This window comes from Allobosea sp. P4_E12, from assembly GCF_056401655.1.
Genome location: NZ_JBFUIY010000015.1, coordinates 73,178 through 89,537, shown reverse-complemented (window position 1 = coordinate 89,537; position 16,360 = coordinate 73,178). Strand labels below are relative to the sequence as shown.

Sequence of the window (16,360 nt, the reverse complement as noted above, 5' to 3'; positions counted from 1 at the left end):
TCGCTCCTCAATGGCCGAGATAGGCTTCGATGACCTGTGGATTGGCCCTGACTTCGGCAGGCGTTCCCTCGGCCAGGACCTTGCCTTCCGCCAGCACGAGCACGCGGGTGCAAAGCGACATGACGAAGTCCATGTTGTGCTCGATCACCACGAAAGTCGCGCCCTGCTCGGCATTGATGGCGCGCAGGCGTTCCTTCAGGTCGCCGAGCATGGTCAGATTGACGCCGCCTGCCGGCTCGTCGAGCAACACGAGGCGGGGCCCCGCCATGAAGGCCATCGCGGCATCGAGCAGCTTCTGCTGGCCATAGGAGAGCCCGCCCGCCTTGGCGTCGACGAGATGGCCGAGTTTGAAGAAACCGATCATCCGGTCGGCCTTCTCCGTCAGCCCGGCATCGCGCCGCCCGAAGAAGCGCGTGAGCATCGTGCCCTCATGTTCCTGGCCGGCGAGGATCAGGTTCTCGCGCACCGAGAGCTCGGGGAAGACCTGGAGCAGTTGGAATGTGCGGCTGACGCCGAGGCGGTTGAGGTCGGAGGGGCGCATGCCGGTGACCTCCTTGCCGTCGAGTTTCACCGTGCCCTCGGTCGGGTCGAGCTGGCCCAGGATGCAGTTGAACAGGGTCGACTTGCCGCAGCCATTCGGCCCGATGATGCCGAGGATCTCGCCCTCCTTGACGGAGAAGGAGACACCGTTCACCGCCTTGATGCCGCCGAAGGCCTTGTGGATGTTCGAGACTTCGAGGACCGGGCTCATGAGCGGCCTCCGGTGTTGGCGGCCACGCTCTTGCCGATCTTGCCCTTGCCGGTGAGCTTCGCCCAGCCGCGTTCGAGCAGGCCGCTCACGCCCTGCGGGCAGGCGATCAGCAGCAGCATGACGATGGTCGCGAAGATGATCAGGTAGAGCGACCCGACGACGCGCAGCCATTCCGGCAGCACCACGCCGAGCAGCGCGCCGATGAACGGGCCGAGCAGGTAGCCGGCGCCGCCCGCGACCACCATCAGCAGCAAGAAGAAGCTCTGCGACAGCGAGAAGGGCGAGGGGTCGATGAATTCGACCAGCGGAGCGTAGAGCGCGCCGGCAAAGCCGGCATAGGCCGAGCCGATGGCGAAGGCGAGCAGCGTGTACATGCGCGTGTCGATGCCGAGGCTGGCGGCCCGGATCGGGTTCTCGCGCAGCGCCGTGAAGGCGCGGCCCCAGGGCGAGCGGATCATCCACCATAGCGCGATCGCCAGGATCAGGGTGACGATGACGACGAAACGGTGGAAGGCGAGCGCGCCGTCGAGCTTGAGCCCGAAAAAGCTGGGGCGCGGGATGTTCGAGAGCCCGAAGACGCCGCCGGTCAGCCATTGCTCGTTGCGCAGGATCAGCCAGATCAGCGTGGAGAAGGCGAGCGTGACGAAGGCGAGGTAATGCGCCTTGACCCGCAGCGCCGGGAAACCGAGCACTAGCCCGACCGCGAAGGTCAGCAGGCCCGAGATCGCAAAGGAGGCGTACCAGTTCAGCCCGGCCTTGGTGGTCAGCAGCGCCGTCGCATAGGCGCCGAGCCCCATGAAGGCGGCCTGTGCCAAAGACTTCAGGCCGGCATAGCCGAGCGTCAGGTTGAGGCCCATCACGGCAATGCTCATCACCAGCCAGAGCGAGAGCACATAGGTACCATAGCGGCCCATGCCGGCCGGGGCGAACCAGAGGATGACGGCGCCGAGCATCAGCGTGATCAGGGTGCCGTCGGCGAAGGCGGCAAGGGACGGCACTCTTGAAAGGCGGCCGCGCTGCTGCGGCAGGCTTGCCTCGGTCGCGGGCGCGGTCATACGCGGCGCTCCTCTTTGCGGCCCATCAGGCCTTCCGGCTTGAGCAGGATGATGACGACGAGAAGAACGAGCGGCACGGCCAGGCGATAGGAGGATGAGATATAGGCCGCCGCCATGCTGTCGACGATGCCGACCACGAGTCCGCCGACCAGCGCGCCGCGCACCTGGTTGAAGCCTCCGACGATGGCGGCGATGAAGGCGAACAGGCCGATGACCTCGCCGTTCGAGAATTTTGCCAGATAGATCGGTGAGATCAGCACCGAGGCGACGACGGCGAGCGCGGCGTTGATCACGAAGGTCAGCAGGACCATGCGCTCGACCGGGATGCCGAGAATGCGCGCGACGGTCGGGTTCTGGGCCGTGGCCTGCATCTGTCGGCCAAGCCGCGTGCCGCCGACGAACCATTGCAGCAGGCCGATCACCGCGAATGCAACGACGATGATGGCGACATGCTGCAGCGAGATCGAGGCGCCGAAGACCGAGATCGTCTGGGTCGGCACGAACGAGGGGAAGTTCTGTGCCTCCGCCGAGAAGCCGTCCTTGGCGCCTTCCTTCATGATGATCGAGAGCGCCATCGTGGCGATGGCAAGCGGCAGGACGCCGTGCCGGATCATCGGATCGACCACCGCGACCTTGAACCCGACGCCGAAGATCAGGATGAAGGCGGCGATGCCGATCAGTGCGCCCAACCAGATCGGCGCGCCGAACAGCTTGATGGCGAGCAGGACCAGCACCGCCGGCAGCATGACGAACTCGCCCTGGGCGAAATTGATCGTCTGAGAGGTCTGCCAGACCAGCGTGAAGCCGATCGCGGCCAGCGCGTAGATCGCGCCGGTGGCGATGCCGGCGATGAGATAGGCGATGAATTCAGCCATGGCGCGTCCTTGTCCTGTTGGCGCTGCCTGTGTTCCGACCTGCCGTCGTCCCCCCGGCGCTGGCGGCCGCAGGCCGCATGGAGCCGCAAGCCAGTTCCGGCGCGTTGCGTCCGCTTCTGGATCCCGGGCGTCCGTGCGGTCGCCCGGGATGACGTGACGAGGTGTCGTCGTCGTGAGGCTGGGTCTTACGGCTTGATCTTGGGCAGGGTCGCGTTGATCACCTGCTTGCCGTTGATCACCTCGGCGAGGAAGCTCTCGCGGTCGAGGTCGCCATTGCTCTCGATGGTGGTTTCCATCAGGATTCCCGGCTCGTCCGAAGGCTTGATCGTCGCGCCGCGCAGCGTATCGGCGAGGCCCTTCTTGTCGAACTTGTTCTGCTTCTCGGTCGCCCACTTGATCATGTAGACGGCCATGTAGCCCTTCAGGCCGTTATGGTCGGAGGCATAGTTGTACTTGGCCTGGTACTTCTTGCCGAATTCCTGGAAGGCCGGGATCGGCGCGTCGATCGAGAGGCCGACATGGCCCTTGACGCCGTTGGCAGCGTCGCCCGCGAGCTCGATGACCTTGGCGCCGAGCAGCGTCGTCTCGCCGACCATTGGCTTGCTGATGCCCTGCTGCTTGGCGGCGCGCAGGAAGCGGGCGCTCTCTTCCTCGTTGAGATAGACGAAGATGGCGTCGGCATTCGAGTTCTTGATCTTGATGGCGTCGGCGGCGAAATCGGCCTGGCCCTGTTCGGTCGCGACATCGGCCGCCACCTTGATGCCGGCCTTCTCGAGTTCGGGCAGGATGGCGTCGCGCCCGCCCTTGCCGAAGTCGTTATTGACCCAGACGACGGCGACCGAACCCGCCTTGACCGTGTTCTTCAGATAGTTCGCGATCTTCGGCATCGCCGCCGCCTGGCTGAGCGAGGTGCGGAACAGGTACTGGTTGCCCTGCTTGGTCAGGCCGGCAGCCTCGCCGCCGACGAACTGGGCGATCTCTGCACGCTGGGAAATCTGCATCGAGGCGCCGATCGGGCCGGAGAAGACCGGGCCGAGCACGGCATAGGTGCCCTCGTCGATGGCGCGCTGCACCGCGGCGCGGGTGTTCCCCGGGTTGGTCTGCGTGTCGTAATGGACGATCTCGATCTGCTTGCCGAGGATGCCGCCCTTGGCATTGATGTCGGCGACGGCGAGATCGATGCCGTTCTTCCAGTTGGTGCCGGCGGTCGCGCCCGCACCCGAGAGCTCGACGACGTCGACGAGCTTGACCTTGTCCTGCGCCAGCGCCGGCGTCGCGAGCCCTGCGCCGAGGGCCGCGGCGATGATCCATTTGAATGTCATGATGTTTCCTCCAGTTGTCCGGTTTCTTGTCTCCGCCCGGTCTCGCCGGGGCGTCGCTCAGGCAGCGCGATCGATCGTCGCGCGCGCCGCCATGACCCTGTCGAAGGCCTCGGCCTTCGCGTTATCCGAAGGCTCTGCGCCGATGATCTCGATCAGGTGGCACCGCGCTTCGAAACGGGCGGCCCGTGCGGCCGCCGCGTGCATCGCCAGTGACACAGAATGCGCGATCGGCGAGCCGAGCAGCACACGCGTGGTCCTGTTGGCGACGGCGATTGCCGGCATGTCCGATCCCTCTTGGCTCGCCCGTCATGGTCGCAGGCGTTGCCATACGTCAGATAAACCGATTTAGGCTAGTAACGCGATAACCAATTCAATCGCATTACCTAACCTGATGTTATCTTTTCCACCGCCTTGACTGGGGCGCGCAGGCGGGATGAGACCACCGCGTTCATCTCCTCGCGCAGCAGGGTGACGAAGGTTTCGGCATAGAGCGAGGGCGCCTTGTCGTTCTTGATCGCAACATAGGTCTGGAAGCGGGTCGGCTCCTCGATCGGGATCGCGGTGATGCCCTGCATCGAGCCATGCGCGACGGTGAACTGGTCGATGATGGCGATGCCGAGCCCGGCCCGCACGAGCGAGCAGACCGTGGTGCCGAAGCGGGCCTTGATCCGCATGTCATAGGCCAGGCCCTGCCGGCTGAAGATCTCGCTCATGACCCGGCCATAGGGATCGTTGGGATCGATGCCGATCAGTTCGTGCTGCACGATCTCGCGCGCCGACAGGCAGGCGCGGCCGGCAAGCTCATGGCTGTCGGGGACGATGCAGAGCAGTTCGCCCACCGCCAGGGGGACGAAATCGATACCGGGATGGTCGAGCTTGTAGCTCATCGCCGCGATCTCGCCCTTGCCGAGCAGGAGATAGTCGAGCGCCTCCTCGATCTTCAGGATGTTGATGTCGATGCGCAGGTCCGGATGCTTGCGCCGCAGCCGCTCGATCGCACGAGGCACCATGACATGGCAGATGCTCGGCACGGAGCCGAGCTTGAGCTCGATCTCGCCGCCGCGCTCGATGCGGGCGAGCGTGTAATGCAGGTCGTCGACCTTCTTGTAGACCCCGTTGATCTGCTCGAAGATGTCGTTGGCCTCAGGGGTTGGAATGTAGCGCCCATGCCGGCGCTCGAACAGTTTCAGCCGCAGCGTACGCTCGGCTGATGCCCGGCGCCGAGACGCTGAGCAGCTTGGCCGCCCCGGCAATCGTGCCGGTGATCATGATGGCGCGGATCACCTCGATCTGGCGGAGGGTCAGCATGACCGGCGTATCCTTCCCCATCCAGTTTTGCGACAAGCGGAGGCGAGGGCCGGATGACTGTCAAGCGGGCCGGACGGGAGCAGATCGTGGAAGTCGAGATCAGGCGGGTAACCGCGGCGGACATGGCCCTGTTCGACCGCGTCGACGAGGATGTCTTCGACGAGCCGGTCGATCCGGCAAGGCTCAGCGCTTATCTCGCCTCGCCGGGCCATCTCATGCTTGTCGGGCTTCGCCAGGACGTGGTGGTGGCGCAGGTCGCTGCCGTGATCCATCGCCATCCCGACAAGAAGACGGAACTCTATATCGATGAGGTCGCCGTTGCCCCCGCGCTGCAGCGCCAGGGGTTGGCGCGGCGGATGCTTGACGACATGTTCGCCTGGGGCCGCGAACTCGGTTGCGAGGAGGTCTGGGTCGGAACCGAGCTGGACAACGAGCCGGCGCGCGCGCTTTACGAACGGCCGTTCGGATCGGGCGGCGTCTTCGTCATGTATGCCTGCGTGCTCTAGGCTTGGGGCCTGTCACTCGCGCTATCGCTCTGGCACCGCAATCGGGCTTTCGGTGCCTCGCCAGGGACGACGATGGCTGACGACGAGACCGCGATGCAACTCGGCGAGGACGAACTGCGCGCGATCGCGCTCTATGCCGCAAGCTGTGCCAGGCAGGCGCTGCCGCTTTTCGAATCCAGATACCCTGCCGATCATCGTCCGCGAGACGCGATCGAGGGTGCGGAGGCGTTCGGGCATGGAGGCAGGCGGACCGCTCTGTTACGCTCGCAGGCCTGGGCGGCGCATGCCGCCGCTCGCGAGGCGCAGGATCCTGCCGCCACTGATGCCGCCCGAGCCGCCAGTCTCGCGGCCGCGGCCGCGTATCTGCACCCCAAGGCCACTCCGCACCAGGTCAGGCACATCCTCGGCGCAGCGGCTCATCAGGCACAGGCCCTGGAAATCGCAGCGGGAGATGACGAGACCGTCGGCGAAGAGCAGCTTCGCTGGGCTCTGAAACACGCGCCTCCGGCCGTTCGCGACGTCTTGCGGCGCATGCCCAACGTGCCTGCCGGTCGAAGCCGCATGGGAGATTTCCTCCGTGAGCTCGACACCGGCCTTCGGGGCTAGTGGCCGGCTCTTCTGCGAATTCGCGCAAGGGTCGCACCCCGGTCTTCAGGGGTCGGAACCCGGGCCGGGGCGCTCGAGACGACGCCGTGCCGGGGAGCGCGCTTCAGTCTGCGCCCGGCAGTTTTCGGGTCAGTTCGGCCTGGGTTTGCAGGAGCGGCAAGGTCTTGCTGGCAAAACCCTTCAGTTCGGTATCCGTGCCAGCCTGGGCGTAGCCGGAAAACAGCGCCATCGCCTCGTCCTGGGCTTGCTTCTGCGCGCCGACATAGGCGCGGTCGAACTCAGGCCCCTGCTTGTCGCCGAGCTCGCGCAGGATGTCCTGATGCGCCTGGTCGGGCCGTTCCGGCAGGGCGATGCCAGAGCGCTTCGCCACGATCTGGCGCAAGCCGGTGCCTGCGATCGTGCGGTCGTTCACGGCCTGATGCGCAAAGGCCTTGATCTCGGGCGAGGAACTCTTCTGCAAGGCGAGCGTGCCGAGCTCGACGGCCATCATGTTCGAGACTGCGGCTCGTCTGACGAATTCATCGGCCTGGAGCGCTTCCTGTGCAGGAGCACGGGAAACGCAAAACGCCAGTGCCACCAGGGCAAGCAGGACTGCTCTCATCAATTCCTCGCAGCTGTGCGGCCCCCCAATGAGGGATAACCTGCAATCCGCGCCGAGGTTCCGGATATCGGGGTTAGAGGACGTCGCTGACACGCAGCCGTGTCGAGTCCATGTGCCGGCCGATGACGTCCGCCAGTGCGTCCGCGTCGCGCTTCTTCAGCGCGACGATCATCTCCTCATGCTCCGCCACGGCCCCGGCCCATTTCACCGGGCCCTCATTGCCGATGAAGCGCAGCCGTTTGATCCGCGCCTGCAGGGTCTCGTGCATCTCCATCAGCACGGCATTGCCGGAAGCGGCCACGATGGCGCTGTGGATCGCCTGGTTGAGCTTGAAATATTCGAGCCGGTTCTTGGTCTCATATAGCTCCAGCATCTGCCTGTGCAGTGCGTGGATCGCCTCGATCGTCTCGTCGCTGGCCAGCTGACAGGCCATCCGGCCTCCGAGTTGCTCGAGCGTCTTCAGCACCTGCAGGATCTGGGCGAGATCCTTGTCGGTGAAGCGGCGCACGATCGCGCCCTTGGCGGGCAGGATCTCGACCAGACCTTCGCTTGCCAGCGTCTTGATCGCCTCGCGCAGTGGAGTGCGCGAGACGCCGAGCTGGGCGCCGACCTGCCCTTCGTTGATCCGCTGGCCAGGCGCGAGCCGGCCTTCGATGATCATGTCGCGCAGGCGCTCCAGGACCTCGTCATGCAAGGTGCGCCGGGTGATGCGCGGATAGATATCCGGCGCGGCCCGGGTGATGTCGGCTTCGTTTGTCATCGCCGTCCCTCGTTTTCATCGTTACGGCATGGGGTCGTCAGCCTGTCAACGCGCCGCAGCTGCGCGCTCCACCGGGCTTTCGGCGAAGATCTCGTCCTGCCTGCGCCGGGTCTGGAGGAGGGCCGAGCCCTGATCGATCTCGACATCGCCGAGTTTGATCGCGGCTCCGGCCGCCACGGGGCGAACCAGCTTGCGGTTGGCAACCAGGTAGAACGGGGCAGGGCGGTCATCGGCGAGCGCCGCGGCCGGACGCATTTCGGCGCCGACGCTGTCGATGCTGTGGTGATGGCCGCCCATGGTGAGCACGGTGCCGGCCGGCAGGTCCCGCTCCGCAACGGCAACCAGGTCCCAGCGCGGACGATAATCCTCGCCATAGCCGGACCGGCCGAGCCCGGCCGCATCGAGAATGCTGGTCGCGGCCTCGATGCCGAGCAGGTGTCGCGGCAGGTAAAGCATCGCGGTCTTGGCAGTGCGGCTGACCACATGGCCCTTGCCGGCAAGCATGTCCCAGGTGGCATCGTCCTCGCAGCGCACGACGATGAAGACGCCGCCGGCGAAGCTCGCTTCCTCCGCCAGACGGAGATGATGGAAGACATCGACGCGGCGTGTGCCGGCGCTCAGGCCACCCTGGCGGCGTTCGGCGAAGAGGTCGGCGATTTCGGGAATGCGGGCCGGCGGGGCATGGAAGCCGGGCGTATCGGGGCCAAGCCCGGTCGCATTGGCGACAAGCGTCATTTCGCAGAGATCAGGAACGGCCCTGAGCGGGAAGGCGCTGCCCAGGATGCGGGCACGCTCGGCGGCATTGCGGACGGTCGAACGCGAACCGGGCAGCCAATGCTCGCGCAACTTAGGGAGCGAATGCGTCACCCCGTTGCAGGTCACCGCACCGGTCGCGGCATCGAGAACGAAATCATATTCGCTCGACTTGCCGGCGGCGATGATCTCCAGCCCGAGCACCTCGGCCCAGGTGACGAGGGCAATCAGCAGGCTCGGCTGGTCGCCGTCCACCGGCGTGACGACGACGCCCTTGTCCTGCGCCATGCGGGCGAGACCGGGGCCGACGACGCTGTCTGCTTCCTTGGAAACGAGCGCGACATGGCGCCCGGCCTCGATCGCCGCCAGGCTGTGGCGGGTTGCGGCTTCCGGGCTGCCGGTCGCCTCGATCAGCAGGTGGAAGGGCAGGTCGATGACGGTCTCCAGACGCCCGGCGGCAATATGGCGACCGGCCTCCCAGGCCGCCTTGGCTTCCGCCGGTGTTTCGCAGGCGACGATTTCGGAGGCGGGGATGCCGGCGGCCGCCATGGCACGGGCTGCGCCCTCAGGTGTCATGTCCACCGCGATGCGCGCATTGACCAGCCTGATCCGCCTTGCCTGGCCCAGGAAGCTCTGGCCGAAGCCGCCGCTGCCGACCAGACAGGTCTCGATCGGGGTCTTGATGCCGCTGTAGAGCGAATGAAAGTTCATGGGCAGATCCTCCGGGCGCCGCGTCGCGACTCTGAACCGGCCGCCACTTTGCGCTCAGCCTATAGCAAGATGGATATGCTGCATACAGCATACTTGTAGCGTTTAGAGGGCTATGCTAGGTCGATGGCCAAGTCTGGCCCTGATCACATCCGGCCATGTGGGAGAATGAGAGCGATGGACATGCGCGCAAACGGATCACTGCCGACGATAGCCGTCGCGATGGGGGATCCGTCCGGCATCAGCCCCGAATTGCTGGCGCGCATCCTGCTCGAGCCCGATCTGCGCTCGTCTGCCCGCTATGTCGTCTTCGGCGACAAGCGCCTGCTCGATCTCGGCGCTGCGGACGCCAAGGTCGATCCGGACGTGCTGGTCATTCGCGAGGGCGAAGAGATTCCGGCACAGTCGGCGAAGCCGGTCTTCATCGATCTCGCCAATCACGATCCGGCCGCCCTCGAGCGTGGCAAGGCGACGCTCGCCGGCGGCCAGGCGGCGACCGATAATTTCCGTCGGGCGCTCCGCTTCGCTGGGGAAGGCAAGGCCGATGCCGTGTTCTTCACGCCCTTCAACAAGGCTGCGATGCGCTTCGCCTATCCGGGCTATGACGACGAGATCCGCTTCGTGCGCGATGCCATCGGCTATGAGGGCGATGCCAGCGAGTTCAACATTCTCGACGGGCTGTGGAACGCCCGTGTCACCTCGCATATCCCGCTGTCCGAGGTCGCGGCTGCGATCAGCCAGGAGCGCATCCTCAAGGCGCTGACGCTGGCCGACGGCAATCTGCGCGCTGCCGGCTTCAACCCGCCGCGCATTGCCGTGGCCGGCATCAATCCGCATGCCGGCGATGGCGGCAATTTCGGCCGTGACGAGATCGAGACGATCGAGCCTGCCGTGAAGCAGGCCAAGGCCCGGGGCTTCACCGTCGAGGGGCCTTTCCCCTCCGACACCGTCTTCCTGCGCGCCAGGAACGGTGATTTCGATGCCGTGCTGACGATGTATCACGACCAGGGCCAGATCGCGATGAAGCTGATCGGCTTCGACCGTGGCGTCACGCTGATCGGCGGCTTCCCGTTCCCGATCTGCACGCCGGCGCACGGCACCGCCTATGAGATCGCAGGCAAGGGCATCGCCAATCTCGGCGCGACCCGTGCGGCGCTCAGCCTCGCCATCAAGATGGCGAATGAAGGAAGGGCCGCACGCAAGGCGGCTTGAGTTCACCGCGGCCGGGCAGCCGTTTCATGAGCCGCCCGGCATCTAATCACGAAGGGAGAAACGAATGAAAAAGACGAGCATTGCGGTTGGTATTGCGGTCGCGTTCAGCCTGGCCGGTGCAACCGCCGCGCAGGCCTGGCAGCCCACCAAGCCGGTGGAATTCGTGGTCACCTCGGGCGCCGGCGGCGGCACCGACAATTTTGCCCGCGTCATCCAGTCGATCATCACCAAGCACAAGCTCTTCGACCAGCCGATCGTGGTGGTGAACAAGGGTGGCGGCAGCGGCGCTGAAGGCTACCTCCATGGCCGCGCCGGCAAGGGCGACCCCCATCGCGTCATCTTCGGCACCAATAACGCCTATCTGCTGCCTTACGTCGCCAAGCTCGGCTACAAGCTCTCGGATCTGACGCCGGTCTCGGCGCTGGCGCTGGACGAGTTCATCCTCTGGGTCAACGGCCAGGCTCCCTATGCCGATGCCAAGAGCTATATCGATGCGGTCAAGGCCAAGCCCGGCTCGCTCAAGATGGGCGGCAGCCAGTCGAAGGACACCGACCAGACGCTGACCTCGATGATCCAGGAAGCCGCTGGCGTGAAGTGGATCTACGTGCCGTTCCAGGGCGGCAGCGCAGCCGCCGTGCAGCTCGCCGGTGGTCACATCGACTCCAACGTCAACAACCCCAACGAGAATATCGGCCAGTGGAAGGCCGGCCAGGTGAAGCCGCTCTGCGTGTTCAGCCCGGTGCGTCTCGCCAAGGGCGAGGCGGTCTTCGAGGGCAAGGGCTGGGGCGATATCCCGACCTGCAAGGAGGCTGGCCTCCCGCTCGAGACATTCCAGATGCCGCGCACCGTCTGGCTGCCGGCCGAAGTTCCCGCCGATGCGGTCGCTTACTACGCCGACATCATGGAAAAGGTCAGCAAGACGCCGGAGTGGCAGGAATTCATCACCCGCACCTCGCAGACCGGCCGCTTCATGAAGGGCAAGGAATTCGCCGATTTCGTCGCCAAGGACGAAGCCGCGAACAAGAAGACCTTCGAAGCCGAAGGCTGGGTCGTCAAGTAAGACGGTTCCCTGCCGCCGGCCGGCCCACGGGCCGGCCGGCGGCAGGTCGTTTCCTGACCCGGCGCCTTCGACAGGACCGGGACAGGCGCGTTGAATGTGAAGAGACGGCCTGAAGCCGTTCGCTGGAGGAGGCTGCGATGATCACCCGCTTCTGGGCTGAATCCGCCATGGCCGTGGTCACGATGATCTTCGGGCTCGGCATCGTCTATGGTGCACTGGACTTCGGCGTCGGCTGGGATTCGTCCGGGCCACAGCCGGGCGCCTTCCCCTTCTATACCGGTCTGCTTGTTGCCGCCGCGAGCCTCGGCACCTTGGTGCTGACGCTGAGCAAGCGCTTTACCGGAAGCGGCAATCTGCAGGACGTCTTTCTCGATCGCGAGCAGGGCAAGCGCGTTGCCGCCTTCTTCCTGCCGATGCTGGCCTTCGCCGTGCTGAGCGTCACGCTCGGCATGTATGTCGCGACCATTCTCTATCTCGTCTTCACCATGCGCTTCCAGGGTCGCTACAGCTGGTTCGCCTCGCTCGGCACCGCCTTCGTGACGGCCGTGCTGTTCTATCTCGCGCTCGAAAAGTTCTTCCAGATCGGCCTGCTCAAGGGGCCGCTCGAGTCTTTCCTCGGCCTGTGATCATCTCCCTTTCCGGATCGGTGCCGCCTCATGGATAATGTCGCCTCCCTGATGCACGGCTTCTCGGTCGCGCTCACCACTCACCACATCCTGCTGATGATGGCGGGCGTCCTGCTCGGCATACTGGTTGGTGTCCTGCCCGGCCTCGGCGCGCCTAACGGCGTGTCGCTGATGCTGCCGCTGACCTTCTCGATGGATCCGGTCTCCGCGATCATCCTGCTGACCTCGCTCTACTGGGGCGCGCTTTTCGGTGGCTCGACCACCTCGATCCTGTTCAACATCCCGGGCGAACCGTCCTCCGTCGCAACCACATTCGACGGTCACCCGATGGCCAAGCAGGGCAGGGCGACCGAAGCCTTGTCCTTCGCGTTCCTCTCCGCCGGCTTCGGCGCGATGGCGGGCGTCATCCTGATCACGCTGCTCTCCGGCTGGGTTGCCAAATTCGCGCTGAAATTCTCCTCGCCCGAGTATTTCGCGGTCTATTTCATGACCTTTGCGAGCTTCATCGGCCTTGGTGGCGCCACCCCCTTGAAGGCCATCGTCTCGATGGGTGTCGGCTTTGCGCTCGCCTCGGTCGGTATGGACTCGGTCTCCGGCAGCGTCCGGTTGACCTATGATCTCGACGTGCTGCTCGCCGGCGTCAGCTTCCTCATCGCGGTCATCGGGCTGTTCGGCATCGGCGAATTGCTGCTGACCATGGAGGAGGGGCTGAAGTTCGACGGTGTCCACGCCAAGGTCAGGATGACCGACGTTCTGAAGACCGCAGCCAAGCTGCCGCGCTACTGGCTGGCGCTGCTGCGCTCCAGCGTCATCGGCATCTGGATGGGGATCACGCCTGGAGGCCCGACCGCGGCCTCCTTCATGAGCTATGCCATGGCCAAGCGCTCCTCGCGCAATCCCGAGAAGTTCGGCAAGGGCGAGCCCGAGGGCGTGATCGCGCCCGAGACCGCCGACCACGCGGCCGGTTCGGCCGCGATGCTGCCAATGCTCGCGCTTGGCATTCCCGGCTCGGCGACGGCCGCCGTGATGATGGGCGGCTTGATGATCTGGGGGCTCAATCCCGGCCCGATGCTCTTCGTCGAGCGCCCGGATTTCGTCTGGGGCCTGATCGCCTCGATGTATCTCGGCAATGTCGTCGCGGTCATCGTCGTGCTGGCGACCGTGCCGCTCTTCGCCTCGATCCTGCGCATCCCGTTCTCGATCGTCGGGCCGCTGATCGTGATCATCTGCTTCATCGGTGCCTTCACCGTTGCCAGCAAGGAATTCGACATCTGGCTGGCGCTGATCTTCGGGATCGTCGGCTACCTCTTCAAGAAGCTCGATTATCCGATCGCGCCGCTGGTGCTCGCCATGGTCATCGGCGACAAGGCCGAGGATGCCTTCCGGCAATCGATGATCTTCTCGCAAGGGTCGCTCTCGATCTTCTGGTCGAACCCGCTGGTCTCGACCCTGATGTCGATCGGTGTCCTGCTCCTGGTCATGCCGCTGCTCGGCTCAGGCCTGCGTCGTCTCAAGGGCGGCCGCGCCACGCGCCCGGCCTGACCGTTGCCTCGATCCTCCGTATCTCCGCGAAAACAGAGTCCGACCATGACCGAACCCTATAAGGGCATTCTGCCGATCGCTCCGACGATCTTCCACGACAACGGCGACCTCGACATCGAGGGCAACAGGCGTGTCATGGACCTGATGGTCGATCAGGGCGTCGACGGTATCTGTATCCTGGCCAATTTCTCCGAGCAGTTCCTGCTCACCGACGAGGAGCGCGACCAGGTCATGCGCCTCTCGATCGAGCAGGTCGCCGGCCGCGTGCCGGTGATCGTCACGACCTCGCATTTCTCGACCCGGATCGCGGCGCAGCGCGCCAAGGCCGCGGCGGATGCCGGCGCGAAGATGCTGATGATGATGCCGCCCTATCACGGCGCGCTGCTCAAGGCCGACGAGCAGGGCATGATCGAGCATTTCAAGCATGTCACCGATGCCTGCGGCCTTCCGGTCATCCTGCAGGACGCGCCGCTCTCCGGCGTCACCATGACGGTTCCCTTCATGGTGCGGCTGGCGAAGGAGGTCCCGCTCGTCCGCTATTTCAAGATCGAGGTTCCCGGCACGGCGAACAAGCTGCGGGCCCTGATCGAGGCGGGCGGCGAGGCCGTCGTCGGCCCGTTCGATGGCGAGGAGGCGATCACGCTGATGGCCGATCTCGATGCCGGCGCGACCGGCACGATGACCAGTGCCATGATCCCCGACCTGATCAAGCCGATCCTGACCGCGCATGCCTCGGGCGATCGCAAGACGGCGGCGGCGCTCTATCGCGACGTGCTGCCGATCATCAATTACGAGAACCGCCAATGCGGCCTGCGCTCGGCCAAGGCGGTGATGAAGGAGGGCGGCGTGATCAGGAGCGAAGCCGTCCGCCACCCGCTGACCCCGCTGCACCCGAAGACCCGCGAGGGCCTGATCGAGTTGGCGCGCGAACTCGACCCGCTGGCGCTGCGCTGGGGGAAATGAGGCGGCGCGCCGCGGCTGGCGCCCGCCGGGAGAGGATCAGCGTCGGGTCAATAGGACCCGATGCCGCCGGACGGCGGCGGCAGGTTGCCGCGACGGTCTCTCGTGATGAATTCCGGCGTCACCTGGAACGCCCGGGACAGCCAGGTGATATAGGCCGACAGCAACTGCTCGATGGCACGCATGGGTTGCCTCCACATATGCAGGAGCAACCCTAGCATGAAACGCGGCGTCTTGCCCGGGATTTTGGACGAAGGCGCCTATGCCTTCGTCCAGACCGCGAGCTCGTAGCCGTCGGGATCGGCGAAGTGAAAACGCCGCCCGCCGGGGAAATCGAAGGCCGGCTTGACGATGCGTCCGCCTGCGGCTTCGACCTGCGCCTGTGACGCGGGAAGATCATCGGCATAGAGGATGATCAGTGGGCCGCCCGGTTGCGGCGTGCCCTGGGTGGTGAACCCGCCTTCGAGACGGCCGTCAGTGAAGGCGCAATATTCCGGCCCGTAATCGGTCATCGTCCAGCCGAAGGCCTTCTCGTAGAAGGCGCGCGCCCGGCCGAGATCGGAAACGACGAACTCGACATAGTCGATGCGCCGGTCATTGGACGATGGGCTCATGACGTTCTCCTTCGATTCATGTTCGTCTGATCTGATGGAGCAGCCTCCGGTCATGATCCGGCAGGAGGTGAAGGATCAGGGGCGCTGCTGAGGCGCATCTTGTTCAAGGGCGCCGTGCTGCTGTAGCAGCTTGGCAATCACCGGGCCTCCTGTGCACCATGCACATCCACAGGCTCAGACTGATAGGGGCGAGACGCATGCCGACGACGACCGAAACCTCCTTGCGTGAAGCCTTCGTCCGGGCGCGCCGCAGCCGCAGCCTCGTCGACATCGAGACGCTTCCCGTTCCGGCCGATCTCGAAGCGGCTCTGGCCGTGCAGGCCGATGTCAGCAGCGACATGGGCTATGCGCATCTCGGCTGGAAGGTCTCGATCACGGATGGGCGCGGGCTCGTCGGACTGATGCCCGGGCCGTTCCTGAAGCCTGGCGATACCTATCGCTCGGTGCCCGGAGCCGAGCTGCGGCTCGAGGTCGAGCTCGCGATCCGACTCGGGCGCGACATGCCGCGCCGTCCTGGCAAACCCTATAGCCGGGCCGAACTTCTGGAGCATTGCCACAGCGCCTTCGTCGGCATCGAGATCATCGAAAGCCGTATCGCCGACTGGACCCATGTTCCATTCCCGCTCTGGTTGGCCGATGCGATGGGCCATGGCGGCTATCTGATCGGCCAGGACGTTCCCTTCGAGGTCTTCGACGAGATCGCCGATCTCACCTGCACGGTCGAACTCGACGGCGACGTGCTCTATGACAAGCCTGCTCACCACGCCAATGGCGACCCGCTGACCCCGGTGCTGGCCTGGGCCAATCGTGAGACCGAGAGTGCGCTTGGCGGCCTCGTGGCCGGCCAGATCATCACCACCGGCAGCCTTTGCGGCGGCGTTCTGGCGCCCAATCTCGGCCCGGTCATCGTCAGGCTCGATCCGCTGGCCGCGATTTCTTTCGCGCTCGCCTGACGTCGGGACCGCCGGGCAGGACGAGGCAGCTTGCAATCGAGCCCGCTTTCGCCGCGCGGCCCGAGGCAATTATCGCGGGCTGCAGGCGTGCCACGGACAGCTTTGACGAGCAGAATTGTGGTCATGACGAGGCATGACCACAAAATCA

Annotated in this window: 18 protein-coding genes and 1 pseudogene; 8 read left to right on the top strand and 11 right to left on the bottom strand. The window is 65.3% G+C overall.

Annotated features, from left to right (window positions below):
- Positions 1–7 precede the first annotated feature (7 nt).
- The 6 genes and pseudogenes from AC1DW9_RS19860 to AC1DW9_RS19835 all read right to left on the bottom strand — a co-directional run bounded on the left by AC1DW9_RS19860 (position 8) and on the right by AC1DW9_RS19835 (position 5,311).
- On the bottom strand, positions 8–751 hold the full coding sequence (locus AC1DW9_RS19860) for an ABC transporter ATP-binding protein (protein ID WP_441488756.1): 744 nt from the start codon (positions 749–751) through the stop codon (positions 8–10).
- Positions 748–1,806 (bottom strand): branched-chain amino acid ABC transporter permease, encoded by a 1,059-nt coding sequence (locus AC1DW9_RS19855; protein WP_441504792.1) that lies wholly within the window; start codon positions 1,804–1,806, stop codon positions 748–750. The genes AC1DW9_RS19860 and AC1DW9_RS19855 overlap by 4 nt, the downstream gene beginning before the upstream one ends.
- On the bottom strand, positions 1,803–2,681 hold the full coding sequence (locus tag AC1DW9_RS19850) for a branched-chain amino acid ABC transporter permease (protein ID WP_441488754.1): 879 nt from the start codon (positions 2,679–2,681) through the stop codon (positions 1,803–1,805). Before AC1DW9_RS19850 ends, AC1DW9_RS19855 begins: the two co-directional genes overlap by 4 nt.
- A gap of 185 nt (positions 2,682–2,866) precedes the next feature.
- Positions 2,867–4,003: an ABC transporter substrate-binding protein gene (locus tag AC1DW9_RS19845; protein ID WP_441488753.1), complete on the bottom strand. Its 1,137-nt coding sequence runs from the start codon at positions 4,001–4,003 to the stop codon at positions 2,867–2,869.
- Between the two features lie 57 nt (positions 4,004–4,060).
- Positions 4,061–4,285 (bottom strand): hypothetical protein, encoded by a 225-nt coding sequence (locus AC1DW9_RS19840; RefSeq protein ID WP_441504791.1) that lies wholly within the window; start codon positions 4,283–4,285, stop codon positions 4,061–4,063.
- A 101-nt stretch (positions 4,286–4,386) separates the two neighbouring features.
- A pseudogene (locus AC1DW9_RS19835) lies at positions 4,387–5,311 on the bottom strand (LysR family transcriptional regulator).
- Positions 5,312–5,364: 53 nt separating this feature from the next.
- Between AC1DW9_RS19835 and AC1DW9_RS19830 the strand changes: the two are divergent.
- Together AC1DW9_RS19830 and AC1DW9_RS19825 are read left to right on the top strand one after the other, a co-directional pair.
- Entirely contained in the window at positions 5,365–5,817 is a 453-nt protein-coding gene (locus AC1DW9_RS19830; protein WP_441504789.1) for a GNAT family N-acetyltransferase, read from the top strand.
- 72 nt (positions 5,818–5,889) lie between these two features.
- On the top strand, positions 5,890–6,423 hold the full coding sequence (locus AC1DW9_RS19825; RefSeq protein WP_441504788.1) for a putative immunity protein: 534 nt from the start codon (positions 5,890–5,892) through the stop codon (positions 6,421–6,423).
- Between the two features lie 103 nt (positions 6,424–6,526).
- Here AC1DW9_RS19825 and AC1DW9_RS19820 read toward each other — a convergent pair whose 3' ends face one another.
- From AC1DW9_RS19820 to AC1DW9_RS19810, 3 genes are all read right to left on the bottom strand, one after another.
- Entirely contained in the window at positions 6,527–7,024 is a 498-nt protein-coding gene (locus AC1DW9_RS19820; RefSeq protein WP_441504787.1) for a DUF4142 domain-containing protein, read from the bottom strand.
- A gap of 73 nt (positions 7,025–7,097) precedes the next feature.
- On the bottom strand, positions 7,098–7,784 hold the full coding sequence (locus AC1DW9_RS19815) for a GntR family transcriptional regulator (RefSeq protein ID WP_441504786.1): 687 nt from the start codon (positions 7,782–7,784) through the stop codon (positions 7,098–7,100).
- Between the two features lie 45 nt (positions 7,785–7,829).
- The gene (locus tag AC1DW9_RS19810; protein ID WP_441504785.1) at positions 7,830–9,248 is read right to left on the bottom strand and encodes an NAD(P)H-dependent oxidoreductase; all 1,419 of its coding nucleotides are present in this window, start codon (positions 9,246–9,248) and stop codon (positions 7,830–7,832) included.
- A 180-nt stretch (positions 9,249–9,428) separates the two neighbouring features.
- Here AC1DW9_RS19810 and AC1DW9_RS19805 point away from each other — a divergent pair, with 180 nt between their 5' ends.
- The 5 genes from AC1DW9_RS19805 to AC1DW9_RS19785 all read left to right on the top strand — a co-directional run bounded on the left by AC1DW9_RS19805 (position 9,429) and on the right by AC1DW9_RS19785 (position 14,648).
- Positions 9,429–10,457, top strand: a complete 1,029-nt coding sequence (locus AC1DW9_RS19805) for a 4-hydroxythreonine-4-phosphate dehydrogenase PdxA (RefSeq protein WP_441488745.1) — start codon at positions 9,429–9,431, stop codon at positions 10,455–10,457.
- A gap of 64 nt (positions 10,458–10,521) precedes the next feature.
- Complete coding sequence (locus AC1DW9_RS19800; RefSeq protein WP_476776471.1) at positions 10,522–11,517, top strand: Bug family tripartite tricarboxylate transporter substrate binding protein; 996 nt, start codon at positions 10,522–10,524, stop codon at positions 11,515–11,517.
- Between the two features lie 137 nt (positions 11,518–11,654).
- Positions 11,655–12,143, top strand: coding sequence for a tripartite tricarboxylate transporter TctB family protein (locus tag AC1DW9_RS19795; protein WP_441504784.1), 489 nt, complete (start codon positions 11,655–11,657; stop codon positions 12,141–12,143).
- A gap of 30 nt (positions 12,144–12,173) precedes the next feature.
- Positions 12,174–13,685, top strand: coding sequence for a tripartite tricarboxylate transporter permease (locus AC1DW9_RS19790; RefSeq protein WP_441504783.1), 1,512 nt, complete (start codon positions 12,174–12,176; stop codon positions 13,683–13,685).
- A 45-nt stretch (positions 13,686–13,730) separates the two neighbouring features.
- Positions 13,731–14,648, top strand: coding sequence for a dihydrodipicolinate synthase family protein (locus AC1DW9_RS19785; protein WP_441488741.1), 918 nt, complete (start codon positions 13,731–13,733; stop codon positions 14,646–14,648).
- A gap of 47 nt (positions 14,649–14,695) precedes the next feature.
- Here AC1DW9_RS19785 and AC1DW9_RS19780 read toward each other — a convergent pair whose 3' ends face one another.
- On the bottom strand, positions 14,696–14,830 hold the full coding sequence (locus tag AC1DW9_RS19780; protein ID WP_441478378.1) for a hypothetical protein: 135 nt from the start codon (positions 14,828–14,830) through the stop codon (positions 14,696–14,698).
- A gap of 75 nt (positions 14,831–14,905) precedes the next feature.
- A complete protein-coding gene (locus AC1DW9_RS19775; RefSeq protein WP_441504782.1) occupies positions 14,906–15,259 on the bottom strand; it encodes a VOC family protein in 354 nt (117 codons plus the stop codon).
- 197 nt (positions 15,260–15,456) lie between these two features.
- On the opposite strand from AC1DW9_RS19775, the gene AC1DW9_RS19770 reads away from it, so the two are divergent.
- Positions 15,457–16,212 (top strand): fumarylacetoacetate hydrolase family protein, encoded by a 756-nt coding sequence (locus AC1DW9_RS19770; protein ID WP_441504781.1) that lies wholly within the window; start codon positions 15,457–15,459, stop codon positions 16,210–16,212.
- Positions 16,213–16,360: the final 148 nt, after the last annotated feature.